The sequence below is a fragment of the Brevundimonas sp. AVps5 genome, assembly GCF_058681515.1.
In genome coordinates, this window is record NZ_CM178740.1 from 2358731 (window position 1) to 2385170 (window position 26440).

General features: G+C 67.2%; 19 protein-coding genes and 1 pseudogene. 8 read left to right on the plus strand and 12 right to left on the minus strand.

The window, feature by feature from the left end:
* Positions 1–2: 2 nt before the first annotated feature.
* From ACW18A_RS11970 to ACW18A_RS11980, 3 genes are all read right to left on the minus strand, one after another.
* Positions 3–503, minus strand: coding sequence for a DUF6702 family protein (locus ACW18A_RS11970; RefSeq protein WP_492021939.1), 501 nt, complete (start codon positions 501–503; stop codon positions 3–5).
* Entirely contained in the window at positions 500–2896 is a 2397-nt protein-coding gene (locus ACW18A_RS11975) for a M1 family metallopeptidase (RefSeq protein ID WP_492021940.1), read from the minus strand. The genes ACW18A_RS11970 and ACW18A_RS11975 overlap by 4 nt, the downstream gene beginning before the upstream one ends.
* 103 nt (positions 2897–2999) lie before the next feature.
* Positions 3000–3569 carry a TetR/AcrR family transcriptional regulator gene (locus ACW18A_RS11980; protein ID WP_492021941.1) on the minus strand — a complete coding sequence of 190 codons (570 nt, stop codon included), beginning with the start codon at positions 3567–3569 and terminating at the stop codon, positions 3000–3002.
* A gap of 271 nt (positions 3570–3840) precedes the next feature.
* On the opposite strand from ACW18A_RS11980, the gene ACW18A_RS11985 reads away from it, so the two are divergent.
* Genes ACW18A_RS11985 through ACW18A_RS11995 form a run of 3 tightly spaced genes read left to right on the plus strand, consistent with a single transcriptional unit; the run spans position 3841 to position 11029 of the window.
* Positions 3841–5271, plus strand: coding sequence for an NAD(P)-dependent oxidoreductase (locus ACW18A_RS11985; protein WP_492021942.1), 1431 nt, complete (start codon positions 3841–3843; stop codon positions 5269–5271).
* Complete coding sequence (gltB, locus tag ACW18A_RS11990; protein ID WP_492021943.1) at positions 5268–9779, plus strand: glutamate synthase large subunit; 4512 nt, start codon at positions 5268–5270, stop codon at positions 9777–9779. The genes ACW18A_RS11985 and gltB overlap by 4 nt, the downstream gene beginning before the upstream one ends.
* Entirely contained in the window at positions 9776–11029 is a 1254-nt protein-coding gene (locus ACW18A_RS11995) for an ammonium transporter (protein ID WP_492021944.1), read from the plus strand. Before gltB ends, ACW18A_RS11995 begins: the two co-directional genes overlap by 4 nt.
* Before the next feature lie 39 nt (positions 11030–11068).
* On the opposite strand, the gene ACW18A_RS12000 is transcribed toward ACW18A_RS11995, so the two are convergent.
* The 4 genes from ACW18A_RS12000 to ACW18A_RS12015 all read right to left on the minus strand — a co-directional run bounded on the left by ACW18A_RS12000 (position 11069) and on the right by ACW18A_RS12015 (position 18391).
* Complete coding sequence (locus ACW18A_RS12000) at positions 11069–14644, minus strand: ABC transporter permease/M1 family aminopeptidase (RefSeq protein ID WP_492021945.1); 3576 nt, start codon at positions 14642–14644, stop codon at positions 11069–11071.
* A 4-nt stretch (positions 14645–14648) separates the two neighbouring features.
* A complete protein-coding gene (locus ACW18A_RS12005) occupies positions 14649–15530 on the minus strand; it encodes an ABC transporter ATP-binding protein (RefSeq protein WP_492021946.1) in 882 nt (293 codons plus the stop codon).
* 66 nt (positions 15531–15596) lie between these two features.
* A complete protein-coding gene (locus ACW18A_RS12010) occupies positions 15597–15980 on the minus strand; it encodes an AprI/Inh family metalloprotease inhibitor (protein WP_492021947.1) in 384 nt (127 codons plus the stop codon).
* 263 nt (positions 15981–16243) lie between these two features.
* The gene (locus tag ACW18A_RS12015) at positions 16244–18391 is read right to left on the minus strand and encodes a malate synthase G (RefSeq protein WP_492021948.1); all 2148 of its coding nucleotides are present in this window, start codon (positions 18389–18391) and stop codon (positions 16244–16246) included.
* A gap of 360 nt (positions 18392–18751) precedes the next feature.
* Between ACW18A_RS12015 and ACW18A_RS12020 the strand changes: the two genes are divergently transcribed.
* Positions 18752–19426, plus strand: coding sequence for a DUF1345 domain-containing protein (locus ACW18A_RS12020; protein ID WP_492021949.1), 675 nt, complete (start codon positions 18752–18754; stop codon positions 19424–19426).
* Between the two features lie 9 nt (positions 19427–19435).
* On the opposite strand, the gene ACW18A_RS12025 is transcribed toward ACW18A_RS12020, so the two are convergent.
* Positions 19436–20824 (minus strand): M28 family metallopeptidase, encoded by a 1389-nt coding sequence (locus ACW18A_RS12025; RefSeq protein ID WP_492021950.1) that lies wholly within the window; start codon positions 20822–20824, stop codon positions 19436–19438.
* Between the two features lie 98 nt (positions 20825–20922).
* Between ACW18A_RS12025 and ACW18A_RS12030 the strand changes: the two genes are divergently transcribed.
* The 3 genes from ACW18A_RS12030 to ACW18A_RS12040 all read left to right on the plus strand — a co-directional run bounded on the left by ACW18A_RS12030 (position 20923) and on the right by ACW18A_RS12040 (position 23642).
* The gene (locus tag ACW18A_RS12030) at positions 20923–21597 is read left to right on the plus strand and encodes a nitroreductase family protein (RefSeq protein ID WP_492021951.1); all 675 of its coding nucleotides are present in this window, start codon (positions 20923–20925) and stop codon (positions 21595–21597) included.
* A 39-nt stretch (positions 21598–21636) separates the two neighbouring features.
* Positions 21637–22683 carry a phospholipase C/P1 nuclease family protein gene (locus ACW18A_RS12035; protein WP_492021952.1) on the plus strand — a complete coding sequence of 349 codons (1047 nt, stop codon included), beginning with the start codon at positions 21637–21639 and terminating at the stop codon, positions 22681–22683.
* Positions 22684–22874: 191 nt separating this feature from the next.
* On the plus strand, positions 22875–23642 hold the full coding sequence (locus ACW18A_RS12040; RefSeq protein ID WP_492021953.1) for an RNA methyltransferase: 768 nt from the start codon (positions 22875–22877) through the stop codon (positions 23640–23642).
* On the opposite strand, the gene ACW18A_RS12045 is transcribed toward ACW18A_RS12040, so the two are convergent.
* Genes ACW18A_RS12045 through ACW18A_RS12055 form a run of 3 tightly spaced genes read right to left on the minus strand, consistent with a single transcriptional unit; the run spans position 23569 to position 25359 of the window.
* Positions 23569–24699, minus strand: a complete 1131-nt coding sequence (locus ACW18A_RS12045) for an alpha/beta fold hydrolase (RefSeq protein WP_492021954.1) — start codon at positions 24697–24699, stop codon at positions 23569–23571. The two genes, ACW18A_RS12040 and ACW18A_RS12045, sit on opposite strands and share 74 nt — an antisense overlap.
* A 17-nt stretch (positions 24700–24716) precedes the next feature.
* A complete protein-coding gene (locus ACW18A_RS12050) occupies positions 24717–24926 on the minus strand; it encodes a helix-turn-helix transcriptional regulator (RefSeq protein ID WP_492021955.1) in 210 nt (69 codons plus the stop codon).
* The gene (locus ACW18A_RS12055; protein ID WP_492024418.1) at positions 24919–25359 is read right to left on the minus strand and encodes a hypothetical protein; all 441 of its coding nucleotides are present in this window, start codon (positions 25357–25359) and stop codon (positions 24919–24921) included. The genes ACW18A_RS12050 and ACW18A_RS12055 overlap by 8 nt, the downstream gene beginning before the upstream one ends.
* Positions 25360–25470: 111 nt before the next feature.
* Between ACW18A_RS12055 and ACW18A_RS12060 the strand changes: the two are divergent.
* Positions 25471–25665, plus strand: a pseudogene (locus tag ACW18A_RS12060) (RNA methyltransferase); the annotation flags it as partial.
* Here the strand turns inward: ACW18A_RS12060 and ACW18A_RS12065 are convergent.
* Positions 25662–26318 carry a DUF6498-containing protein gene (locus ACW18A_RS12065; protein ID WP_492021956.1) on the minus strand — a complete coding sequence of 219 codons (657 nt, stop codon included), beginning with the start codon at positions 26316–26318 and terminating at the stop codon, positions 25662–25664. The pseudogene ACW18A_RS12060 and the gene ACW18A_RS12065 overlap by 4 nt on opposite strands.
* Positions 26319–26440: the final 122 nt, after the last annotated feature.

A 26440-nucleotide genomic window follows, 5' to 3' on the forward strand; every position in this document is an offset into this window, starting at 1 on the left:
GATCAGTCGCCGAAGCGGATCGTCTGGGCCCGTGTGCCGGGTCGAAACACCACCGTTCGCGTGACCCCGGCCCACCGGACGTTGACCTGCTGCTCCTGATCGTCATGGACGCCGGGAAAGAAATCGAGGTCCACACGGACCGATCGGACGCCGGGGGCCGGCGTGCAATTGCCGCTGTAGTCAACCTCGATGTTGTCGCCCGCCAGATCCGTCGCGGCATGATTCAGGTCGATCCGCTCGCCGTCGATCTCCAGCCGGAAGCGTCGATCCAGATGCTCTTCCAGGGCCGCGACCGCCGCCGGATCGTCCAGCGTCGGCTGAGCCTCGGGCGCGACCGTAACAAGCGCCGGCTCCACGTCATGCGCAGCAAACCGGTGGGTGACCCTGACGGCACCGCCCGCGTCGATCACCACCACCGTCAGGCCGGAGTGACCCCGATGCGCCAGCACCGGCGTGGCCAGAACCACCGCCGCCGCCACCACGCCGAGCGCCAGTCGTCTCATTGGCTCGCCGCCGCCCGCGGACGCAGGCTGTCGGGCGTCACCCGACGGTCGTCGTCGCGCATCCGGTTGGGTGCGGACGGTCCGGCCGGGGCCAGCGGCACCAGGCTCGGCGTGATCGACTGCGGGAAGGCATTGTTGGCCCGGTTCGCATCGGCTGTCTCCCACAGCGGATCGACCTCGGCCGAGACCAGCGTCCTGGACGAGACATGCTGCCACGTCACCCTCTGGCTGTTCCGACGCCAGACCTCGGCCGGGATGCGCACGATCTCGTCGGAGCCGTCCGACCAGTTCAGCTTCAGGATGACCGGCATGACCAGCCCGCCCAGGTTGGAGAAGGTGAAGCGATAGACGTTGTCGTCGAACGTCTGGGCCTGACGCCGGTCAGCATCGGCTGCGGTCTGGGCCGTAGCGGCGGCGCGACGCTGGCTGGCGGTGACCGTGAACTGGTCGGTCTCGTCGTAGTAGTCACGCACGTTCGGATCGGCCTCGGCCACCGTCTCGATGCCGCGATTGTTGACCACAGTGCGCGAGGCCGGCTCATCCTCGAACCGCTGACGGGCGAGGCGGGCGCGCGCCTCCGGGTCGGTCGGTTCCAGGGCCACGGCGATGACGGTGTCCAGCGAGATGTCGACGTGGTCGGTCGAATAGAACCAGCCCCGCCAGAACCAGTCGAGATCCATGCCCGACGACTCCTCCATCGTGCGGAAGAAGTCATAGGGCGTCGGCCGCTTGAAGGCCCACCGCTCGGCGTACTCCCGGAACGCCCGGTCGAACAGTTCGCGGCCCATGATGGTCTCGCGCAGGATGTTCAACGCCGTCGACGGCTTGGCATAGGCGTTGTTGCCGAACTGCAGGATGCTGTCTGACTGGGTCATGACCGGTACCTGGTTCTCGGAGATCATGTATTCCACGATCTGGCGCGGCTCGCCCCGGGCGGGGAAGTCGGCGTCCCACAGCTTCTCTGCCTGATACTGCAGGAAGCTGTTCAGGCCCTCGTCCATCCAGGTCCACTGGCGCTCGTCGGAGTTGATGATCATCGGGAAATAGGTGTGGCCGACCTCGTGGATGATCACCCCGATCAGCCCGGCCTTGGTCCGCTCCGTGTAGGTCAGGGAGCCGTCGTCCCCCCGCAGCGGGCGCGGCCCGTTGAAGGTGATCATCGGATACTCCATCCCGCCGACCGGGCCGTTCACAGACTGGGCCGTGGGATAGGGGTAGGTGATCGAGAACTGGTTGTAGACGTCCAGCGTGTGCGCCACCGCCTTGGTCGACCAGGCATCCCAGAGCGGCCGGGCCTCCTTGGGATAGAAGGACATGGCCATGACCACCGGATGCTCGACGCTGTCCTGCTCGACCCCCATGGCGTCCCAGATGAATTTGCGGCTGGAGGCGAAGGCGAAGTCGCGCACATTCTCGGCGGCGAAGGTCCAGGTGCGGGTACCCGATCGGGCCGGACTGGCCTCGGCTGCGGCGGCCTCGGCGGGCGTGACGATATAGACGGGCTCGTCGGCGGTGCGCGACCGATCCAGCCGCTCGCGCTGCTCAGCCGTCAGGATGTCCGGATTCCGCAGCGCGCCGGTGGCCGAGACCTGGTGGTCGGCCGGCACGGTGATCGACACGTCATAGTCGCCGAACTCAAGGGTGAACTCGCCCGAACCCAGGAACTGGGCGTTATGCCAGCCTTCATAGTCCGAATAGACCGCCAGGCGCGGGAACCACTGTGCCGCCAGGAAGATGCAGTTGCCGTCCTGCCATTCCTTGGTGAAACACTCGTAGCCGCTGCGCCCGCCCACGACGTTTGTCTCGGGCAGCGGCAGGGTGAAGGCGATCGTGAAGGTAAAGGTCTCGCCCGTCCCCAGGCCCTGCGGCAGGTCGATCCGCAGAAGCGAATCCGTCACCGAATACGTCAGGTCGCGCCCGTCCTGTCCGGTGATCTTCAGGTCGTTGAACCCGCCCTCCCAGTCCTCGAATCGCTGCACCCTCAGCACCTCCGAGACCGAAAGCGTGGTGTTGTCGCCGACCGTGCGGCTGCGCTCGGCCAGCGAGGCCCGGCGATAGTTTTGCTGATCCAGAAGCAGCCACAGATAGCCCAGCCGGTCAGGCGAGTTGTTGGTGTAGACGATCGTCTCGACACCCGTCAGCGAGCGGCCCGCCTCGTCCAGCGACACGTCGATGTCGTAGTCGACCTGTTGCTGCCAGTAGCGATGGCCAGGCGCGCCCGAGGCGTTGCGATAGTCGGTGGGCGTAGGCCAGTCCTCGCCCTCGAACTGGCGGAACCTGTCCTCGAATGTGCCGGTCGTCTGCTGGACCGGTCCGATGCTGACCTGGGCCGAGGCGACGCCTGCCGTCATCGCCGCGACCAGGCTCATCGCCGCCAGAAACAATCCACGCATTCGCAACCCCGTCAGTATCGAAAACAACCGACATCGACCTTAAGGATCGGAGATGAGGCTGCAAGCGCAGACGACATTACATCCGGCAATGTCTGCAGACGGATCAGCCGTCGACAAGCGCCTGGAGTATCCTGGCGATCCGGTCTTTCAGCCGTTCGCATTCCAGCGGCGTCAGGTTCAGACCCCCCGAAAGATCCCGCCCGACCGTCATTCCCATCATCAGACCCGCAGCGAGCCGAACGCGGATGGCCGCGTCCTCGCCACCCATCCAGTCGGTGAACGGTTCGTAGAACCCCTCTGTGGAGGCTTTCTGGATCACCTCGGCCGCCTTGGGCGACGAGGCTGAGCGCAGCATTACCAGCAACCATGCCAGTTTGCTTTCCTTGCGGGTCCCATAGACGATGTCGTCGGCGATACGTTCACCGAAGGTCGAGCGATCACCGTCCATCAGCTCGCGCCCATTTCCGCAATCGTCGATGACCGCCCGGAATAACTCCTCCTTGGAGCCGAAATAGCGCGAGATCAGAGCGGGATCGACGGCGACCTCACCTGCAATGTCGCGCAGGCCGACCTGATCATAGCTTTCGGCCGAGAACCGTCGCGTGGCGGCTTCCAGAATGGCGTGGCGTGTCGCCGCCGCGTTTCTGGGTCGACTGGAGACCTCGAAACTCAATGTGAACTCCTGAAAACCTCTCCCCGTCTATGGCCATGTCATCGCGCGTCGACAAGACAGACCTCCGCACGGGCCCGGCCCCAGGCCCTGAACGCCGCCTGACGGATCGCCCTTTCAAGGCGCTGGCGGGCGGTTGAGACCAGGGCTGAGCCCAAACGATCTTGCGGAGAAACTCAAGATTGCGGGTTATTTCATGCGCTCTGCGTCTGAAAAAACCGAATTGCGGGGAAATCATTTGCGCTGACGGCCTCGTTTGTCGTTACATGTTGCTATGCAACAGAAAGGCCCATCCGGACCCCAGGGGTTCGTCGTTCAACCGCGCCGCCTGCCCAAGGCGGAAGCGTCCGTGCGCGTGCAGGATTTCGGCGAGATCATCGTCAAACCGACCACGGAGACCGTCGAGGTGCAGGCCGGACGCTGCACCGACTGCGGCGTGCCCTTCTGCCAGACCGCCTGCCCGCTCCAGAACAACATCCCTGACTGGCTGGGCCTGTCGGCAGAGGATGAGATGCGCGAGGCCTGGAAGATCGCCTCGGCGACCTCGACCATGCCCGAGATCTGCGGCCGCATCTGTCCGCAGGACCGGCTGTGCGAGGGCTCCTGCACCCTGAACCAGTCCGGCTGGGAAGCCGTAACCATCGGCTCGGTCGAGGCCTTCATCGGCGACACAGCTTTCGACAACGGCTGGGTGGAGCCGATCCGCCCGCTGCATGAACGGCCTGAGAGTGTCGGCATCGTGGGCGCCGGTCCCGCCGGCATGGCCGCCGCCGACCGGTTGCGCGAGCAGGGCTATCAGGTCACCGTCTACGACCGCCACGACCGCCCGGGTGGCCTGCTCATCTATGGCATCCCCGGCTTCAAGCTGGAGAAGCGGGTCGTCCAGCGTCGCGTGGATCGCCTGATCGACGGCGGCGTGACCTTCGTCACTGACTGCGATGTCGGGACCGACGTGACCCTGGCCGAGCTGCGCGAGCGGCACGACGCCGTCCTGCTGGCCATGGGCGTCTATCAGGCCCGCGCGCTGCAGGTTCCCGGCGCGGGTCCGGGCGACACCCTCCCGGCGCTCGACTTTCTGATCCACCAGAACCGTCGCGACCTCGGCGAGGCGGACGACGACACCGGCCATCACGCCCGGGGTCGCAACGTCGTCGTCATCGGCGGCGGCGACACGGCCATGGACTGCGTCCGTACCGCGATCCGCCAAGGGGCCGAGAGCGTCACCTGCCTATACCGTCGCGACCGCGAGAACATGCCCGGGTCGGCCCGCGAGGTTCTCAACGCCGAGGAAGAGGGCATCCGCTTCGAGTGGCTGGGCGCGCCCAAGGCCCTGATGTCGCGTGACGGCTCGGTGTCCGCCGTCCGCGCCGCCCGCATGGCCCTGTCGGAACCCGAGTTCGGCAAACGCCGCGAGATCGTGCCGGTCCCGGGTGCCGATTTCGACCTGAAGGCCGACCTCGTCATCGAGGCGCTGGGATTCGAGCCGGAAGCGTTCGCCGCCCACCACGACGAGCTCAGCCTGACGGAGTGGAACACCGTGGCCACCGCCCGGTCCGGCTTCGCCACCAGCCTGCCCGGCGTCTATGCGGCGGGGGACGCCGTCCGTGGCGCCTCGCTCGTTGTCTGGGCCGTTCGCGACGGTCAGGACGCCGCCGCCGAAATCGACCGTTACCTGCGTACCCAGACTGAAGAAGCCGCCGCATGACCTGGCTGACCAAATACCAGCAAGACCGACAGCGCCTGATCGACGCCCACGCCTACGAACCCTCGTCGGAGAAGGACGCCTGCGGCGTGGGCCTCGTCGCCGCCATCGACGGCAAGCCGCGTCGGGAGGTGGTCGAGCTGGCCATCAAGTCGCTGAAGAACGTCGCCCACCGGGGCGCGGTCGATGCGGACGGGCTTTCCGGAGATGGGGCGGGTCTGATGGTCGAGGCGCCCCAGGCCTTCTTCGCCGAACAGGTCCGCGTCATCGGACAGACCCTGCGTCCCGGCCCCATCGCCATCGGCCAGATCTTCCTTCCGCGCACAGACCTGGGTGCCCAGGACCGCGCCCGCGCCATCGTCGAGACCGAGGTGCTGCGCGCCGGTTTCACCATCTACGGCTGGCGCCAGACCCCGATTGATCTCAGCGTGGTGGGCTCCAAGGCCGACGCCACCCGGCCCGAGATCGAACAGATCATGCTCGCCGTTCCGGCCGATCTGACGGACGACGGGGAGGCGCTGGAGCGCGAACTCTATCTGGTCCGCCGCCGCATCGAGAGCGCGGTGATCGCCGAAAGCGTGCCCGGTTTCTACATCTGCTCCCTGTCGGCCCGGTCGCTGATCTACAAGGGGATGGTCCGCGCCGAGCTGCTGGACCAGCTCTATCCCGACCTTCTGGATCCGACTTTCCAGGCCGCCTACGCCATCTTCCACCAGCGGTATTCGACCAACACCTTCCCCGAGTGGCGGCTGGCCCAGCCGTTCCGGATGCTGGCCCACAACGGCGAGATCAACACGCTGAAGGGCAACCTGAACTGGATGCGATCGCACCAGATCCGCATGACGGCCCAGGCCTTCGGCGACAGCGACGGCGACGTAAAGCCGGTCGTCCAGCCGGGGGGCTCGGACTCGGCCGCTCTCGACAACGTGTTCGAGGTCCTGGTCCGCGCCGGCCGTCCCGCCCCCATGGCCAAGGCCCTCCTGATCCCCGAGGCCTGGGCCCGCGACGAGGGCCTGATGAAGGCCGAACACCGCGCCCTCTATGCCTACTGCAACGCGGTGATGGAGCCGTGGGACGGTCCTGCCGCCATCTGCGCCACCGATGGCCGCTGGATCGTCTGCGGCAAGGACCGCAACGGCCTGCGCCCCCTGCGCGCCATGGAGACCCACGACGGGCTGCTGCTGGCGGGTTCCGAGGCGGGCCTCGCCGGTCTTCCGGAAAGCCGCATCAAGCGTCGCCTGCCGATCGGCCCCGGCCGGATGATCGTCGCCGATCTGCAGAACGGTGTCCTGCTCGACGAGATCGAGACCATCGATTCTCTCGCCGCCGATCATCCCTATACAGAGTGGCTGGAAAACATGGTCGATCTGGAGCCGATCATCGGCCCCGGACCCGAGCCCCGCGCCGCCACCGGCGAAGCCCTCACCCGTCGCCAGATCGCCGCCGGCTTCTCCAGAGAAGACCTCGACCTGCTACTCGATCCGATGATCAGGGACGGCAAGGAGGCCGTCGGCTCGATGGGCGACGACACCCCCCCGGCGGTCCTGTCCGCCCTGCCTCGTCCCCTGGCCCACTATTTCCGCCAGAACTTCTCCCAGGTCACCAATCCGCCCATCGACCCCCTGCGCGAAGCCGGGGCGATGAGCCTCAAGACCCGGTTCAAGAACCTCGGCAACATCCTCGCCGAGGACGAGGCCCAGACGAACGTCTTTGTCCTCGACAGCCCCGTCCTGACGACCGGTATGTACGAGCGGATGCTCGATGTCGTCGGAGCCGGTTCGACGGTCGTGATCGACTGCTCGTATCCCCTGCCCGAGGCCGATGCGCGGCCGGGCGCCGGCCTGCGTACCGCGCTGGATCGCATCAAGGACGAGGCGGAACACGCCGTGCGCGGCGGCTCCAGCCTGGTCGTCCTGACCGACGACCGCGCCTCCGGGACACGCCTCGCCGTGCCGATGATCCTGGCCACAGCGGGGACCCATGGCCGCCTGACTGACGAAGGCCTGCGCAGCTTCGTCTCTATCGTCGTCCGCTCGTCCGAGGTGCTGGACCCGCACGGGTTCGCCGTCCTCGTCGGCGTCGGCGCCACCGCCGTGAACCCATGGCTGGCGCAGGAATTGTTCCAGGAGCGTCTGGATCGCGGCGCCTGGCCGGGCCTCGCCCTTCGCGACGCCTGTCTGAACTACAAGGGCGCGCTCGAGGCCGGCCTGATGAAGACGCTCGCCCGCAAGGGCATCAGCGTCATCTCCGCCTATCGCGGCGGCTGCGAGTTCGAGGTCCTGGGCCTGTCGCGGGCCGTCACGGCCGAGTTCTTCCCGGGCGCCCCCTCGCGCATCTCCGGCATCGGTCTGGCGGGTCTGGAACGGGCCGCGTTGCAACGCCATGCCCAGGCCTGGACAGAGGCCACCCCCTCCCCCGCTGTCGGCGGCTTCTTCCGCATCCGCGCGGGCCAGGAAGCTCACGCCCACGATGCGAAGACGATCCACCTGCTGCAGGACGCCTGCAACCGCGGCGACTACAAGCGCTTCAAGCAATATTCCGAGGCCGTCCGCGACCAGCCGGACCTCGCCCCCCGCGACCTGCTTGACTGGCGCGAAGGCCTGAAGCCCGTCCCGGTCTATGAGGTCGAATCCGTCTCCGACATCAGGAAGCGTTTCCTGACCCCCGGCATGTCGCTCGGCGCCCTGTCGCCCGAGGCGCATGGAGTGCTGAACGTCGCCATGAACCGCATCGGCGCCCGCTCGGTCTCCGGCGAGGGCGGCGAGGACCCGGACCGCTACGCCACCCGCCCGGACGGCGACAACATGAACTCGGCCGTCAAACAGGTCGCGTCAGGCCGGTTCGGCGTCACCGCCGAATATCTGAACCAGTGCCGCGAGATCGAGATCAAGATCGCCCAGGGCGCCAAGCCCGGCGAGGGCGGTCAGCTGCCGGGCTTCAAGGTCACCGAGTTCATCGCCCGAATGCGTCACTCGACGCCCGGCACGACCCTGATCTCGCCGCCGCCGCACCACGACATCTATTCGATCGAGGACCTGGCCCAGCTCATCTATGACCTGAAGTCGATCAACCCCGACGCCCGGGTGACGGTCAAACTGGTCAGCGCCTCGGGCATCGGCGCGATCGCTTCAGGGGTCGCCAAGGCCAAGGCCGACGTGATCCTGATCGCCGGCCACAACGGCGGGACAGGTGCCTCGCCCCAGTCGTCGATCAAACATGCCGGCCTGCCGTGGGAGATCGGCCTGGCCGAAACCCATCAGGTGCTGAGCCTCAACAATCTGCGCAGCCACGTCGTGGTCCGCGCCGACGGCGGGATGCGGACCGGCCGTGACATCGTCATCGCCGCCATCCTCGGCGCCGAGGAGTTTAACATCGGCACGGCGTCGCTGATCGCCATGGGCTGTCTGATGGTGCGCCAGTGCCATTCCAACACCTGCCCGGTCGGCGTCTGCTCCCAGGACCCGCGCCTGCGCGAGAAATTCACCGGCACGGCGGACAAGGTCGTGAACCTGTTCTCCTTCATCGCCGAGGATGTCCGCGAATATCTGGCCATGCTGGGTGCCCGGACCCTGGACGAGATCGTCGGCCGCACCGATCTGCTGCGTCAGGTCCGTCGCGGCGGATCGCATCTGGACGACCTCGACCTCAACCCGCTGCTGGTGCGCGTGGAGGCGGCCGAGAAGAAGCTGTGGGCCGAAAAGGGTCGCGCCGAGGTTCCTCCGACCCTGGACGCCCGCGTCCTCAACGACGCCTGGGCCTTCCTCGATCGCGGCCAGACGTCGGAGCTGACCTATCCGATCTCCAATGTCATGCGCACCATCGGCGCAGGCGTGTCCTCGGCCATCGTGCGTCGATGGGGTCCGACCGGACCGACCGGCGTCCTGACCCTGAAGCTGCAAGGTTCAGCCGGGCAATCCTTCGGCGCCTTCGCGGCCAGGGGTCTGAAACTCGAGCTGACCGGTGAGGCCAACGACTATGTCGGCAAGGGCCTGTCCGGCGCCGACATCGTGGTCAGGCCGATCGAATGGCGCGAGCACCAGCCCGCCATCGGCAACACAACCCTCTACGGCGCCACCTCCGGCCGCCTGTTCGTCGCCGGTTCGGCGGGCGAGCGGTTCGCGGTGCGCAACTCCGGTGCCGAGGCCGTGGTCGAGGGCGCCGGCGCCCACGCCTGCGAATACATGACCGGCGGCCGCGTCGCGATCCTGGGCCCGGTCGGCTGGAACCTGGCCGCAGGCATGTCGGGCGGCGAGCTGTTCGTCCTGGACGAGGCGGGCCGAACGGGTCTTGCCCTGAACGGCGACCTCGCCGGCTTCTGTCCCGTCACCGAGGCGGCCGGTCAGCGTCTGAAGGCACTCATCGAAGCCCATCTGTCCGCCACCGGATCGCCGCTCGCGCGTCGGCTGCTGGGCGGCTGGTCCGAGAGCCTGAAGCGGTTCGTCCGCATCGTCCCGATCCCCGTCGCCGAGGCCGAACGCAAGATCGACGCCGGACAGGCCGTGCCCGCGTGACGCTTGCCGCGCCGACCCTCCTCGCCCACCAGGTGCCGCTCGTCATCGACGGCGCGGCGACGGCGTGGATCCTGGTCTCGACGGCCTTCGTCCTGATGATGACCCTGCCCGGGCTGGCGCTGTTCTACGGCGGCATGGTGCGCAAGAAGAACATCATCGCCACCATCGCCGCCTCGACGGCCGCCCTGATGGTGGTGACCGTCCTGTGGTTCATCGCCGGCTACAGCCTGTCGTTCGGAACGTCGGGTCCCGCGACCAACGGCTTCATCGGCGGGCTTCAGGCGGTCTTCCTCGACGGCGTGCGGATCAACACGGCCCACAGTCTGGCCCCCGCCCTGCCCGAGTATCTCTGGATCGCCTATCAGCTGACCTTCGCCATCATCACGCCCGCCCTGATCGCCGGGGCCTTTGCCGAGCGGATGAAATTCTCGGCCAGCCTGCTGTTCTTCGGCCTGTGGCACCTGATCGTCTATGCGCCGATCTGCCACCAGGTCTGGGGCGGCGGTTACCTCGGGTCGTGGGGCGTGCTCGACTTCGCGGGCGGTGCCGTGGTCCATGTCAATGCGGGTGTCGCCGGCCTCGTCTGCGCCCTCGTGCTCGGCCCCCGCCACGGCTTCGGACGAGACAATATGGCGCCCGCCAACCTCGCCTATACCGCCATCGGCACTGGCCTGCTGTTCGTCGGCTGGCTGGGGTTCAATGCGGGCTCAGCCTGGGCCGCTGACGGCATCGCCGCGGTCGCCGCCCTCAACACCCTTATCGCCCCGGCCGCCGCCGCGCTCGGCTGGATGGTCATTGAATGGATCGAGAAGAAGCGACCGACGCTTCTGGGACTTCTCTCGGGTATCGTCGGCGGTCTGGTCGCCATCACGCCTGCTGCCGGCTTCGTCGATCCCAAAGGCGCCTTCCTGATCGGCCTGATCAGCGGCCCGGCCTGCTACGCCGGCGCAGTCTGGCTGAAACATGCCCTGAAGTATGACGACAGCCTCGACGCCTTCGGCATCCACGGCGTCGGCGGCATCGTCGGTGCCATCCTGACCGGCGTCTTCGCCACCACGGCCATCAACGGCGTGGCCGAGGGCGCAGACGTGGTGAAACAGATCGTCGGACTGGCCGCCGTCATCGCCTGGAGCGCCGTCGGGACGTTCGCAGTACTGATGGTCTGCAAATACACCACCGGCCTGCGCGCCACGAAGGACGGCGAGGTCGAGGGCCTCGACTACTCCGAACACGGCGAGAGCATCCACTGACCCCGCTTCCCCTCTCCCGCCGGGAGAGGGAACCGCGCCCTAATCCACCTTGCGCACGTTGTCGTCGGAGTTCCGGTCGATCCACTTGTTGTAGGGATCGGCCCCCGCGAACGTCGGCTTCGTCGCCGTCGTGAACCGGAACGTCTGCACCCCCGACCGCAGCGGCCGCCGTTCGAACAGCAGCACATTGCTGGCGTCGAACGCGCCCTTGCCCGGCTCGGCCGAGAACAGGCCGATGTCGAAGGTCTCGTTCAGCGGCGATTCCGCCTCCACGCCCTTGCCGTCGGCATAGAGTTTGCGCGCCTCGACCGTGAGCGTGACGTCCCAGCGGCCGTCGCGGCGTTGGGTCGCCGTCGCCGCCGTGGTCTTGACGTCATAGAGGGTGATCTTCTCGAACAGGTCGGTGATCAGGGCCTGTTTGTCGGCCGGGGCGTTGGCCCGGAACAGGTCGATCAGATCGGTCGAGCGCGGATAGGGTGCGCTCTTGAAGGCATGCGCCTGAAGGAACTGCGCCAGCGCCCGGTTCACGTTCGCCTCGCCGATCTGGTCGGCCAACAGGTACATGACCACCGCGCCCTTGCGGTAGTGGATGTACTGCTGGTTCTCCACACGGTTCAGCGGCAGCTCCTCGATCAGCTCCGACCCGCGCGAACGCAGGTAGTTGTCCAGTTCAAACTTCAGGAACCGGCGGATCTTGTCCGGCCCGTACATCTCCCGCATCACCATCAGGGCCGAATACTGGGCCAGGGTTTCGGACAGCAGGGTCATCCCCTGCATGTTCGCCCCGACCACCTGGTGCGCCCACCACTGGTGAGCGAACTCGTGCGCCCCGATGTAGGTGACATAGTCGATCTTGGTGTCGTCACTCAGGTCGGCGATGAAGCCGAGATTTTCAGACCAGGCGAAGGTGTTCGGCATCGACTGGGCGTACGACCCGTAAGGGAACTCGCTGATCCGCGCCTGACGGAATTGGTAGGGCGAGAAATTCGCCTGGAAATAGTCCAGCGAGTTCTCCAGTGCCGTCATCATCCGCGGCACGTTCCGACCGTGCCCGGCGTCATGGAAGACGACCATCTCCACGCCATTGTGCATCTGCCGCGCGATCTCGTAGCGGGCCGACTGGACCGACAGGAAGTAGAGCACCGGGCTCTCGGTCACGAACCGCATCGTGCGGCGGCCGTTGGCGGTCGTGTCGCTGCGGACCTGGCCTGGAGCCAGCGGCGTCTGGTCGGCGTCCGTGGTGACGGTGACGTCGGCCGTGACCCAGTCGGCGCCGATATAGTTGCGGCCCGTCGCCGTCAGGTCTTCCAGCTTCGCCGGACGCAGCTCGGCCGGCAGGCCGTGCTTCTTGCGTTTGGTTCGGTCCTGCAGCAGGCCGGAGCGATCCATGCCGATCTCCGGCGCGAACTCGGCGTTGGAGACGAAGGTCCCGTTGTCGACGATCCGGGTGGTGTTGCCGCTGTTCTTGAAGCCGCGCTGTTCCAGCACCGTGTCGAATGTCACCGTGCGGCGCTCGCCTGCCGCCATCGGTGTGTCAAAGCGATAGATGCGATAGCCGAACTCGGGCCATTCGCGCACCATCCGCGCGCCCTGGACGGTCAGGGTCTTCATCTCCAGCTCGTCGTTCCAGCGCATGTGCATTTGCAACAGCGGCGCACCGGTGCGGTTCTCGATCGTATAGGTCCCGCGCGTCTCCAGGCGGGGCGTTCGTGGATGCAGGTCGAGGTCCAGTTTCACATCGACGATCGACGGTTGCGGCGCGGTCTCGAACCGCAGCAGGGTCTTCTCGTACTCGGCCTGCAGGTTCTCCTGCTGGCCCTGGCTCAGATACTCGTTCCAGACATTGGTGTTGACATAGATGAACACACCCAGGCCGACGAAGGCGACCAGCGCCAGCCCGAGGACCACACCCGCAGGCCCCTTCAGACGGTGCGGCAGACGCTTCAGCCGGGGCATGAACCGGGTCTCGGTCCCCCGACGCCACAGGGCGTATCCGAGGGTCAGCAGGACGATGGCGGCCATCGTCCAGTAGGCGTCCAGCCAGACGGCGAAGCCGGCGAAATCACCCCTGCCGTTGATGTCCGACAGGGGAACCCCGATGCCGGAACCATAGCGGTACAGGACGTGGTCGAAGCCCAGGTTTGACGCCACGATCGTCGAGATCATGTAGACGACCATAATGGCCCACCCGACGAATTTGTTCGGCGACAGCGACTGCACGAAGATCGCCAGGACCGCGATCAGGGCGAAATTCAGCGTCCCCGGGATGACGTACCAGACCAGGTATTTGCCGAACTCGAAGTCGGTGTAGCCCTTGAAGATCTGGGTCCCGACGCCGGCCACCACGCCCGCGATCAGGATCGACGCCAGCACCAGGATCAGGGCCAGGGTCTTGGGCAGCAGGAAGGTCCAGTCCGGGGTCGAGGAGGCGTCGATGATCTCGTGGACCTTGCGCTCCCGGTCACGCCAGACCAGCTCGCCCGAATAGTAGATGGACACGATGATGGCGATCAGGCCGAACGCGCCCTGCAGGCCGTCGATCACCATCCGGGTGACCAGCAGGACGGGCGCGCCGTAGATCTCGCCCATGAACAGCAGGGTGGTGATGGCGAAGGCGAAGCCGAGCAGGATCAGGATGACATAGGCCGGGCTCTTGAACACCAGCGACATCTCGAACGCGGTGCGCGACGCCAGGCGGGCCCAGCCGGCGGCGAAGCCTTCGGTCGGCGAGGCCAGCGGACGGTTCGCGGCCGAGACGGGGGCGGCGGCCTCGGCCATCTTGCGCAGCGTATCGGTCTTGCCCGCCTTGGCCCCGCGCACGGCCGGACGATACAGGGCATAGGCGGCCCCGAGGATGGCGACGCTGATGGCCAGCCACAGGATCCGGTTCCACAGGAAGATCCCCTCCAGCGGCACGTTCAGCGTGTTCCGCTCTGCGGACGTCCAGTATTTGGTCGCCAGGCCGAAGGCGGCTGCACCGAAGGGCTCGCCCCAGGCCATGCCGGTCTCGAACTCGGGCCGACTGCCCAGGGTGCCGGACGCGGCGAGATAGGCGATGAAGACAGCGACCACCCCGACATAGGTCGCCATCATCGACCGGGTCACGGTCGCCAGGGCGAAGAACAGGGCCGAGGTCAGCAGGACGCCCGGCAGACCAAGAACCAGGTAGTTGTACAGATAGTCCCAGGGCCGGAAGACGCCGATCGTCTCCTTGTCCACCCAGGGCGCGATCGTGCCGGCGATGACGCCCAGGGAGATGACGAGGAAGCACAGGGCCGTGGCGAGGAATGCACCTGTGAACCGGCCGTAGAGGTAGTCGAACTTGGTGATCCGGGTGGACTGGATCATCGGCCCGAAGCCCGTCTGGACGTCACGCACCACCACGTTGGCGACGATCGCCGTGGTCGCCAGCATGAAGAACATCGACATGATCGCGTTGATGCTGGCCAGGGCAAAAGGCGCGTTCTTGTGAACGTTCCCGCCCGAACCGATCGAGATGTTGTCGGAGGCTGCGACCGACCCGAAGGCGATCAGGCCAAAGACGATGGCGATGACCCAGAAGGCCGGTTGGCGCAGCTGGTATCGGAACTCAAAGGCGGCGATTTTCCCGAACATGATCTTACGCCGCGACCTTGCGCGAGGCGCTGAGCGTAGAGAAATAGACGTCCTCCAGCCCGCCCGGCACGGGCTCGAAGCCCTCACCCGGACGGCTGTCCGCCAGGACGTGGATCACCGTCTTGCCGGCGAACAGGCGCGTCGAGATGACTTCATGTCTGGCGCGGTGATCGTCCAGCGCCTCCTTGTCGATGGTCTTCTTCCACACCCGGCCGTTGAGCTGGTCCATCAGATGGGCGGGCGCGCCTTCCAGCTGGATCTTGCCGCCGGCCAGCACGGCCATGCGCGGGCACAGGTCAGCCACGTCCTCGACGATGTGGGTCGACAGGATGATGACCACATTGTCCGCAATCTCGGCCAGAAGGTTCAGGAAGCGGTTGCGCTCCTCGGGGTCCAGTCCGGCCGTGGGCTCGTCGACGATGATCAGTTTCGGATTGCCGATCAGGGCCTGGGCGATGCCGAACCGCTGGCGCATGCCGCCGGAGAAGCCGGCCAGGGCCTTCTTGCGCACCGACCACAGATTGGTCTGCTGCAGCAGGGTCTCGACCGTCTGTTTGCGGTCCTTGCCGGACGCGATGCCCTTCAGCACGGCCATGTGATCCAGCATGTCCCAGGCCGAGACGCGCGGATAGACGCCGAAGTCCTGGGGCAGATAGCCGAGGGTCCGCCGCAGCTTCTCCGGATCCTTGATCACGTCGATGCCGTCAAAGTCGATCGTGCCCGAGGTCGGGGTCTGGAGCGTCGCGATCGACCGCATCAGGGTCGACTTGCCCGCGCCGTTGGGGCCCAACAGGCCGAACATCCCGTTCGGCACGCTCAGGGACACATCATCCAGCGCCCGCGTCCCGTTGCCGTAGACGTGGACGAGATTCTTGATCGTAAGCATGAGCAGCCCCCTGACAGTCAAGCGACCTTGTCACGTCGGGTCGGGGCTCGGCAAGTTACGATTGAGTCAGGAAAGCGGCGCGCGGCTCAGGGTGAAGCCGCCCGAGGTCGCCTCGAAGGCATCCTCGCCCGTGCGGCGGAAGGCCATGACCACCGCCCCGTCGGCGCCCAGGATCTGGAACCCGCCCGCAGTCGCACGCCAGCTCTTGGCCTTGGTCGCTTCAGGAATGGCGCAGTTCTCGGCCAGCACCGGCCGGACGCCGTCGATGACCAGATTGGCCAGCGACAGGCTGCATCGTGCTCCACCGGGACCGCGCAGGGACCAGAAGCCCGCGACCTGATCGACGGCCAGCACAGGGCCCTGCGGCTCCGACGAGGCCGCCGGCGCAGCGCACCCCGTCACAAGGATCGCTCCGATGACGGCGCAGATGATGGATCGGTCACGGGTCATGCGTTCCTCTTCTGGCGTGGAGCTTCCGCCTGGACGGTGGCGAGGAAAAGGCGCCTATCTCACCTCCAGTGACGACCCTTGTCTTCCCGGACGAAGCGCAGCGGAGATCCGGGACGGACGCCATGACCACGCCTTCAGGTCCGGGCGCGTCAGCGACCCGGACCCGTCTCCCGGTTCAGCCCTCCGGACTGACCGGGCGGAAACATCTGAGTCCCCTCCGTCCCCGATCTCCGCTGCGCTTCGTCGGGGATGACAAGGACGGGCTACTCCCCCTTCACCCTCAACCGGAAGGCATGCAGCAAGGGCTCCGTATAGCCGTTCGGCTGATCGACGCCTTCGAACACCAGGGCCCGCGCCGCCTGCCAGGCCAGCGACCCGTCCGGATCGGGTGCCATCGGCCGGTACAGGGGATCGCCCGCGTTCTGGCCGTCCACCCTGGCCGCCATGCGCAGGAAGGCGGCGTCGACCTGGGCCGCCGTGCAGACCCCGTGCAACAGCCAGTTGGCGATATGCTGGGACGAGATCCGCAGCGTCGCCCGGTCCTCCATCAGCCCGACGTCGTGGATGTCCGGCACCTTGGAACAGCCCACCCCCTGATCGATCCAGCGCACGACATAGCCGAGGATGCCCTGGGCGTTGTTGTCGAGCTCGTCCCTGACCTCCTGCTCCGACCAGTTGGCCCCGTTGGCCATGGGCGGCGTCAGCAGATCCTCCAGCCCCGGCGTCGGCCGCCCCGCCACATCCTTCTGGACCGCGAAGACATCGACCGCGTGATAATGGAGCGCATGCAGGGTCGCGGCCGTCGGTGAGGGCGTCCAGGCCGTGTTCGCGCCGGTCCGCGGGTGGCCGATCTTCTGCTCCAGCATGTCCGCCATCCGGTCGGGCGCGGCCCACATCCCCTTGCCGATCTGGGCCCGACCCGACAGGCCGCACGACAGGCCGATGGCGACGTTTCGCGCCTCATAGGCGGCGATCCATTTCGAGGACTTGATGTCGGCCTTCCGCACCACCGGCCCGGCCTGCATCGCCGTGTGGATCTCGTCGCCGGTGCGGTCGAGGAAGCCGGTGTTGATGAAGACGATCCGGTCCTTCACCGCATGGATGCAGGCGGCGAGGTTGGCCGAGGTCCGCCGCTCCTCGTCCATCACCCCGACCTTGATCGTGTGGCGCGCCAGGCCCAGCAGGTCCTCGACCGCATCGAACAGTTTGTTGGTGAAGGCGGCCTCTTCCGGCCCGTGCATCTTCGGCTTGACGATATAGACAGACCCGGCCACCGAGTTGGTGAACCCGCCCAGCCGCTTGAGGTCGTAGATGGCGATCAGCGAGGTGACGATGGCGTCGAGGATCCCCTCCGGCGCCTCGGTCCCGTCCGGCAGGTGGATCGCCGGATTGGTCATCAGGTGGCCGACGTTGCGGACGAACAGCAGGGAACGACCCTTCAGAGTCACGGCCCCGCCGCCCCCCTCTGGAGTATTGGGCGCGGTGAAGGTCCGGTCCGGCTCCAGCGTCCGGTTCAGGGTCTGGCCGCCCTTCTGGAAGCTGGCCGAGAGATCGCCCTTCATCAGCCCGAGCCAGTTGCGATAGGCCGCAACCTTGTCCGCCGCATCCACCGCCGCGACCGAGTCCTCCAGGTCGCAGATGGTCGACAGGGCGCTCTCCAGCACCACGTCCGACAGGCCCGCCGGATCGCTGGAGCCGATGGCACTCGACCGGTCGATGACCAGTTCAATATGCAGTCCGTTGTTGACCAGCAGGATCGAGGCGGGTGCCGAAGGGTCGCCCAGATAGCCGACGAATTGTGCCGGATCCTGCAGCCCGGGAACGAGCTTCCCGGCCTCGACCGACCAGCCGGTCACCTGGGAATAGGACCCTGTTTCCAGCGGAACCGCCTCGTCGAGGAAGGCTCTGGCCCGCGACACCACCCGGGCTCCACGCGCGGCATCGTACGGCCCGCCCGGCGGCAGGTCGCCGAGCGCGTCGGTGCCGTAGAGCGCGTCATACAAACTGCCCCAGCGCGCATTGGCCGCGTTCAGCAGGAACCGTGCATTGAGGATCGGCACCACCAGTTGCGGCCCCGCCAGCCGCGCCAGTTCGTCGTCGACATGCTCCGTCGTCACCGAAAACGGAGCCGGCGCGTCGACCAGATAACCGATGTCGCGCAGGAACCTCTCGGTCCCGGCCGGATCGTGCGGCTGGCCCTTGCGGTCGCGATACCAGGCGTCGATCCGCGCCTGCAGATCATCGCGCCGCGTCAGAAGTTTGCGGTTCTCCGGCGCGAAGCGGGCGAATATCCCGGCGACCCCGGTCCAGAATCCCTCCGCCCCCATGCCGAGCCCGGGCAGGACTTCGTCCTCGATGAAGCTCGCCAGTTCGGCGGCCACGGACAGGCCGGCGCGGTCTTGATGGGTCATACGGATCTCCAGCGCAGACCGGCTGGGGAGGCGGCCTGTAACAATGCGTGATCGCACTAGAGCCGACCGCCAGCGGAGCCGCAAGAGGCGATCCGGCTGATACCGCTGACAGCCGCTCCAGTGCAGGCCTGGTCTGACGAGAACAAAGAGGGCTCGACTGGCCAGGGGCAACGATAGGGTCCCGGTCGCCCCGGCCCGCGACGGCGATCCGAACCAGGCCGGCCTGCCGACCTGGACGCCCTATGATCTCAGGCGCCGCCAGACGATGATCATGGACGAGCCGGCCCGGATGGAGGACGATCCACTCGGTGCCGAACGCCGCCTGTTCGCCGCCATCCCCTACGTCCAGCCCGGAACCTGATGGCCAGACCGCCCGCCGCCAAGACCCGCCCGCCGCTCCGCGTCCTTCACCTGCACGGCGCTCTGCTGGCCAGCGTGGCGGTCGTGATCCTGATCGCCCTCGCCGCCCCGGTCGAATGGCGGTGGGCCGTGCGTCTGGCGGCGGGATGGGATGCCGGCGTCGCCCTGTTCCTGATCCTGACCTTCATCAAGCTGGCCCGCACGCAGTCGGTCGACGCCATCCGCGCCCGTGCCGCCGATCTGGACGAGGCGGGAATCGCTGTCCTGCCGCTCAGCCTGCTCGCCGCCGCAGCCAGCGTGGCGGTCGTGATCTCGGAAGCCGCCTCGGGATCCGCCACCATCAGCAAGGGCGTCGAGGCCCTGCTGGCTCTCGGCACGGTCGCCGTCTCCTGGCTGTTCGTTCACGTTGTCTTCGGCCTGCACTACGCCCACCGCTTCTATGCGCCCGACGGCAAGGGCGACCGGGGCGGCCTGTTGTTTCCGGGCGAGACCGAGCCGGACTACTGGGATTTCCTGCATTTCTCCCTGATCATCGGCGTGGCCTCCCAGACCGCCGACGTGCAGATCGCCGATCGTCGCATCAGGCGTCTCGCGACGGTCCACAGCGTCATGGCCTTCGTGTTCAACACGGTGCTGGTGGCGCTCGCGGTGAACCAGGCGGTCAGTCTGATCTGAGCGGGCTGCCTAGTTCGCTGCAGGCCGTCCGCCCTCGGCCCACTCCGGCGTGAAGTCGCCGTCGGCCATGGCCTTCAGCGGTTCGACCAGAGACTGGATGGCGTTGGTCATGAACGGGATGTCGAGGTTCTCGATGGTGTCCTCGGCCGTGTGATAGGTCGGGATGGTGGCCCAGCCGGAGATGGTGTGGGCGACGATGCCCTGGAGGGCGAGGGCGTAGTTGTCCGAACGCTGGAAGAAATTCTGTTCCGGATAGGGGTCGGGACCGAGGAGGGCGCCGCGCGCCTTCAGGGCCGCGCCGAAGTTCGAACGCTCGAAGCCGGTCATCATCATCACCCCGGCCGGAAGCTGCGGATCCTGGTCGCCGATCATCTCGATCTCCAGATTGGCGGCGATGTCGGTCAGGGGGATCGGGGGGTTGGCGACGAAGTAGCGTGAGCCGAGCAGGCCGGCTTCCTCCGACCCATAGGCGACGAACATGATGCTGCGTTCGTGCGGGCCATTGGCGGCCAGGGCACTGGCCAGCTCGATCACCGCCACCGTGCCCGACGCGTCGTCATTGGCGCCGTGCATGACCACGCCGTCCGAGCGGACGCCGATGTGGTCGAGGTGGGCCGAGATCATCAGGACGCCGGCCGAGGGATCGGTCCCCTGCAGCCAGCCGATGGCGTTGGAGGTGAAGCCCTGTTCCACCTCGGACTGGCCGGGATCGTAGGCCGCCGTTCCGCCGGTGGCCGCGAGACGGTCGTAAGCCTCGGGCGCGACGACCAGGGCGACCGGCCCGATGCGCGGCGCGCCGTCGGCCAGACGAATGACCGGGTCGCGCGAGCCGCTGTCGCCGGTGGCGGCGGCGAGAGCCTCGGTCCGGCGCAACAGGATCAGTTTCGCGCCGCTGCGCATGGCGGAGCCGACCTGGGCGCGCACGCCGGGGCCTTCGGCGGGGGCGATCATCAGGGTCTCGCTGCCGGCCGGCAGGGCAGCCGGATCGGCCGCCACGGTCACGACGCCCGAGGCCGCGTTCAGCCCGCCCGTCAGAATGGCGAAATCGGTGCCCTGGGTCAGGCTGGTCGCGCCGAGGGTCACGGTCGCGGCACCCGAGGGCGTGGTCTTCACCACCGGGGCGCGCTGCACGTAGCCGGTCATGCCCGGAGCCGGGGTCAGGCCGGCGAGGCGGAACTGGGCGGTGACATAGGCGGCGGCGATGGCCTCGTCGCGCGTGGCGCTGCCCCGGCCCTGCAGTTCCTCCCCCGCCAGGAAGCCGATATGGGCGGCGACGGAGTTCTGGTCGATGACCGGTGCCTGCTGCGCCATGTGAGCAAGAGTGGGCGCGGGCGCGGCGAGGAGCGCGATCAGGGAGACGGCGGCGAGGGACATTCCCTTGAAGGGTAGGCGCTTCATGATGGGCTCCGGCAGAACAGGCGGCAAGGCGTAGGAGGCGAAGGGCGTTGTCGTCAATGATGTGGAGTGGATCGAAGCTCTGCCCTATGATCGTAGCCATGAAGGATCATCCCGCGACGCCGCTGACCGGCTACAGTCCCATCGGCGACGACGATAGTCTGTCGGGCGTGACAGCCTTTGCGGCCCGGATGGCCGGGCGACGTACGGTCAGGGAGTTCTCCGACCGACCGGTGGCGAGGGCTGTCGTCGAACAGGCGCTGCTGGCCGCCGGCTCGGCGCCGTCCGGAGCCAATCACCAGCCCTGGTTCTTTTCGGTGATCGAAAGCCCCGAGGCCCGCGCGCGCATCCGCCAGGCGGCAGAAGCCGAGGAGCGGGAGTTCTATGCGACCAAGGCGCCGCAGGAATGGCTGGACGCCCTGGCCCCCCTCGGCACCGATCCGGACAAGGGCTTTCTGGAAGTCGCGCCGGTCCTGATCGCCGTGTTCGGTCAGAAGCGCGGCGGCCCCCGGCCCGGCGAGCAGAAGAAAAACTACTATGTCCCGGAGAGCGTCGGCATCGCCACCGGCCTGTTGATCGCGGCCCTGCACCACGCGGGCCTGGCGACCCTGACCCACACCCCGGCGCCGATGAGTTTCCTGGGCGAGGTCTGCGGTCGACCGGGCGAAGAGAAGCCCTTCCTTCTGCTCGTGGCCGGCCATCCGGCGATGAACGCGACAGTGCCGCTCGCGGCGCTGGACAAGAAGCCGCTGGACGCCATCGCGGCGTGGATCTAACGCCCGGCCATCCCTCCGAGCCCGAAAGCAAAAGACGTCATGAAGCGCAACGCCCTTGTCGCCGTCGCCGCCCTGATCGTCGGCCTCGGCGGTGCGATCACCGCCGGCCAGGTCGACGCCTGGGGCGCGACCGGCCACCGCACCATCGGCGTCGCCGCCATGCGCGGCCTGTCCGACGAACTGCCGGCCTTCCTGCGCGAGCCCGGTGCCGTGGCCGAGATCGGCGAACTGTCGCGCGAGCCTGACCGGACCAAGGGTGCCGGCCAGCCGCACGATCGTGAGCGTGACACGGCCCACTTTGTCGACCTGGACGACAACGGCCATGTCATGAATGAGCGCGGCCCGACCCTGTCGGAACTGCCCCAGCTGAAGAGTGAATACGACGCCCGGCTTCTCGCCGCGGGCATCGAGGTCAACGACGCCGGCTACCTGCCCTACGCCATCATGGACGGCTATCAGCAACTGGCCCGCGACTTCGCCACCTGGCGCGTGCTGAACGCGGCCGAGGCCCGCGAACCCGATCCCGGCAAACGCGCCTGGTACCGCGAGGACCGTCTGCGTCGCGAGGCGCTGATCCTGCGCGACATCGGCTATCTGTCGCACTACGTCGGCGACGGCTCCCAGCCGCACCATATGTCGATCCACTACAATGGCTGGGGCGACTACCCGAACCCGGAGGGCTTCACCAACGCGCGCAGCACCCACAGCGCGTTCGAAGGCGGTTTCATCCGTCGCAATACGCGGCTCGACGCGGTCGAGGCCGTCATGCCGGCGCCGAACCTGGACGGCTTCGAACTGCGCGCCCGGACGGCGACCTATCTGAATGCGACCCTGGCCCAGGTCATTCCCTTCTACCGTCTGGAAAAGACCGGCGCTTTCGCCGCCGGCGCCGAGGGCGCTGTCCTGACGCCGGGCACCGAGTTCGCTACAACGCGTCTGGCGGCGGGCGCAGCCGAGCTGCGCGACCTGATCACCCTGGCCTGGCGCGAAGCGGGGACCCAGTCGATCGGCTGGCCTGCCGTCAAGGTGGCCGAGGTCGAGGCCGGCACGGCGGACCCGTGGCTGGCCATGATCGGCGAGGACTAGGAGTCCTTCTCCCCTTGCGGGAGAAGGTGGCCGAGCGGAGCGAGGTCGGATGAGGGGTCACTCTGCCCTCAACGGGCTGCCTTGCAGCCGCTCACGCCAGCCGCCGGCGCGACCCCTCATCCGTCAGCCCCCCGATCAAGTCGGAGGGCTGCCACCTTCTCCCGCAAGGGGAGAAGGGATAGAGAGCGCCGATGATTCCTCCCGTCGTCATCCTCGACCGGTCGCAGATGGCCGAGAACATCGGCGCGGTGGCGCGGGTGATGGCCAATTTCGGTCTGGATCGACTGCGTCTGGTCAGCCCGCGCGACGGCTGGCCCCAGGACCGGGCCTGGCCCCTGGCCTCCGGGGCCGACTGGGTTCTGGACGGGGTCCAGGTGTTCGACAGCGTGGCCGCCGCCGTCGCCGACCTGACCACTGTCTTCGCCACCACCGCCCGCCCGCGCGAGACCCGTCAGCCGGTCCGCACGCCGCGCGAGGCCTCGCGTGTCCTGTATGATGACGCCGCCTCCGGCCTGGGCGTCGGCCTGTTGTTCGGCAGCGAACGGGCCGGGCTGGAGACCACCGACATCGCCCTGTGCCAGGGCATAGTCACCATCCCGATCGACCCCCGCCACCAGAGCCTGAACCTTGCCCAGGCCGTGGCCATCACCGCCTATGAGTGGCGCACCCTGGTGCTCGACGCCCCGCCGCCCAACTTCCGCGAGGGCGAGCCGCCGGCCTCCGGAGAGCTCCAGCTCGGCATGTATGAGCATCTCGAGCGCGAACTCGACGCCGCCGGCTTCTTCCACCCGCCCGAGAAGTTCCGCTCCATGAGCCAGAACCTGCGCGTCATGCTGGGCCGGGCCGCATTCACGGCGCAGGAGGTGGCGACCTTCCGCGGGGTGATCACGGCCCTGTCGAGGGGGCGGGGCCGGGTACTGGAGCGGTTGGCGGCGAAGTCCGGCTCCGATCCGGGCTGAGCGGGCTTTCGCCGTTCAGGAAGGCCTGGATGGCGGCGCGATATCGCTCAGGCTGATCCCACCAGATGATGTGGCCCGCGCCCGGTACGAACTGGTAGCCGGCGTTCGGAAAGGTCGCGGCGTATTCGTAGACTTCGTCATAGGCCAGAAAATCGCACTGGCCCTGGAGCACGAGCACCGGGGCATTCATTCGGCGCATCGCCGGACGTCGGTCGACGAAACCATCGGGATAATGGTTGGTGCCGACGCGCGAATAGGCCCCCGCCCCACCTTCTTCCGGCTTCACCTTCGCAGGATCACAGACCATGGTTCGGGTGAAGTTTGTGGCCATGCTGTTGATCGCCGCATCCATCTCGCGGTCGGAAATCAGTTTCACATCGAACAGCGCGGCCGCGAGAAAGGCCGCCTGGGCACGCAGGGGCATGTTCCCGGCATCGGTCGCCTCTACGTACCCCTCGGGCTCTTCAAACATCAGGTTGGCGGGTGCCGGGTAGAGGCGCGCGGTCGTCGGCGTGCCGTCCGGGTCGAAGAGCGCGGGCTCCAGCCCACCTGGGGCGCTGAGCACCAGCCGTTCGATATGGTCGGGATGCTCGGCGGCGTAGAGGGCGGCGAGCAGCCCGCCGAAGCTGTGGCCGATCAGGGCCACGCGGTCGGCACCGATCCGGGCGCGGATGGCCTCAAGATCGTGCAGATGGGTGGCGATCGTGGTGTCCTTGGGCCGGTCACGGCGATCCGACAGACCGGTCCCGGACTGGTCGTACAGATAGATGTCGCGCCCACTGGCGGCGAGTGGAGCCAGGGTCCGGATGATCTCGGAATGGATATAGCCGCCCGGTCCGCCGTGGAGGAAGATCACGGGCGGGCGGGTGGCCCCGCCCGGGGCCGCGATGCGGGTGTAGGCGATGCGATACCCGCCGGACATCAGCCAGTATCGGGTATCCCCTCGCGGCTGGATCGGATCGACACTGATCGGGACGGGCTTGAGCAGCAGAAAGGCTGCGAGGCCGAGGGCGCAGAGCAGCGCCACGCCGACGGCGCGTGATATCAGTTTGAACATTCGCGGGATCCGTTTCTCTATTCGGGTTCGATGCGGAAGAGGGCCTCGACCGGTCTTCCCAGAACCAGCGCAAGGCGCAGGGCCAGGAGCGTCGAAGGCACAAAGATGCTGTTTTCGATGGTGTTGATGGTCTTGCGGGTGACACCGACCCGTTCAGCGAGTTCAGCCTGGGTGAGGCCCAGATCGGCGCGCGCCGCCTTCAGGCGGTTGGCGAGGCGCTCACCCATCGCGCAGCGCCCGCATCTCGAGCCATCCGAACCGGAAAAGGGCCGGGGCGGCGGCGAAGGTGATGATCAGCCGGCAGGCGTCACGCACCTCGATCGGTTCATAAAAACTGGCCCAGAAGGCCATGAAGGCGGCGGCCACTGCACCCCAGAACCCGGTCCCGAGCGACCGGCGGCGATGCTCGATCGTGCCCTCGTCATTAATCAGGCCCATCATTGTCGGTCCCTGAAACAGGCCCGCGCTCCAGCCCAGGAAGACGGCGAAGGCGGCAACCCAGAGAAACCCGGCGGCCAGATGGGTCGCCTCCGACCTGCCCAGCGGCGGGTCGCCCAGGCTGAGGGCTTGCGACAGCACGAAGAGACCGCCCAGAAGAATGGCGGCCCAGGCCCGGCGCCGAACCATACGTTCGGCCAGGTCGATGTCGGACTGGCCCATGAGGATACTGCCTCTCGTGTCACCTATAGGTTATATTATGTAACGCTGACGTTACTTTTCGTCAAGAGGGTCGGGCACTCGGTCCTGCAGGCCGTCGAAATCCCGGGCCACCAGTTGAAGGTCGCCGGCTTCTTCCATCCGCCGGAGAAGCTGCGGTCGATGAGCCAGAACCTGCGCGTCATGCTGGGCCGGGCCGCATTCACGGCGCAGGAGGTGGCGACTTTTCGCGGGGTGATCACCGCCCTGTCGAAGGGGCGCGGCCGGGTGCTGGAGCGGCTGGCGGCGGAGCGGAAGGACAAGTCCTAGCCCGGCTTGGGCTTGGCCGACACCACGTCCTTGAGAGCGATCGTCACAATCTCAAGCACAGCCTTCATCAGGCACAGGATCAGAATCGTGCCTGCGGGCGCATTGAACATGACCATCAAGCCCGTGCCGATGAGCAAGGTCAGGTGCAGCACAACGATGCGCCCATAGGGTGCCACCATCTCCCGTCCCGGGTCCGCGGTGAGCCAACGCTCGGGAACCCACCAGTCCCACCACTGGCTGAGCCCGTTGATGACCAGGAGGCCCAGCACCGCCCAGCCGAAGCCGGCCTGGGACAGGGCCCCGTCCAGCCCGCCGCCGCTCCCGCCATGCTGCTGGGCAAGGCTGTCGGCCAGAACCAGCACGAACACCAGGTGCGCGGCACAGAAGATCCCGTAGTGCAGCACGAACAGGGCCGGGAGACCGGCGGTTGCTTTCTCGCCACGGCGCGACGCGCGAATCTTTGAAAGGGCAAACAGACCCAGGATCACGTTCTCCAGCCAATACAGGATCAGGATCTCTCCGGGGTCCCAACCCAGCTTCAACACGCCATAGACGGGGATCAGATTGCCCAGCACGGCGGCGATGACAGCGCCGGGCCGGCTCGCCACGGCGGCGAACAGTTTGGCGGGGTCCAGCGAAACCTGATCGGTCATTCAGGGATGTTGGACAATCAACGCCGATCCGCCAAGCCCGCTTCCACAGTCGCAGCCGACCGTCAGCGAAGAAATTCGGCCGAAATGACCAAGGTCGGCAATGAGAGTGCTAGCCTCTGATT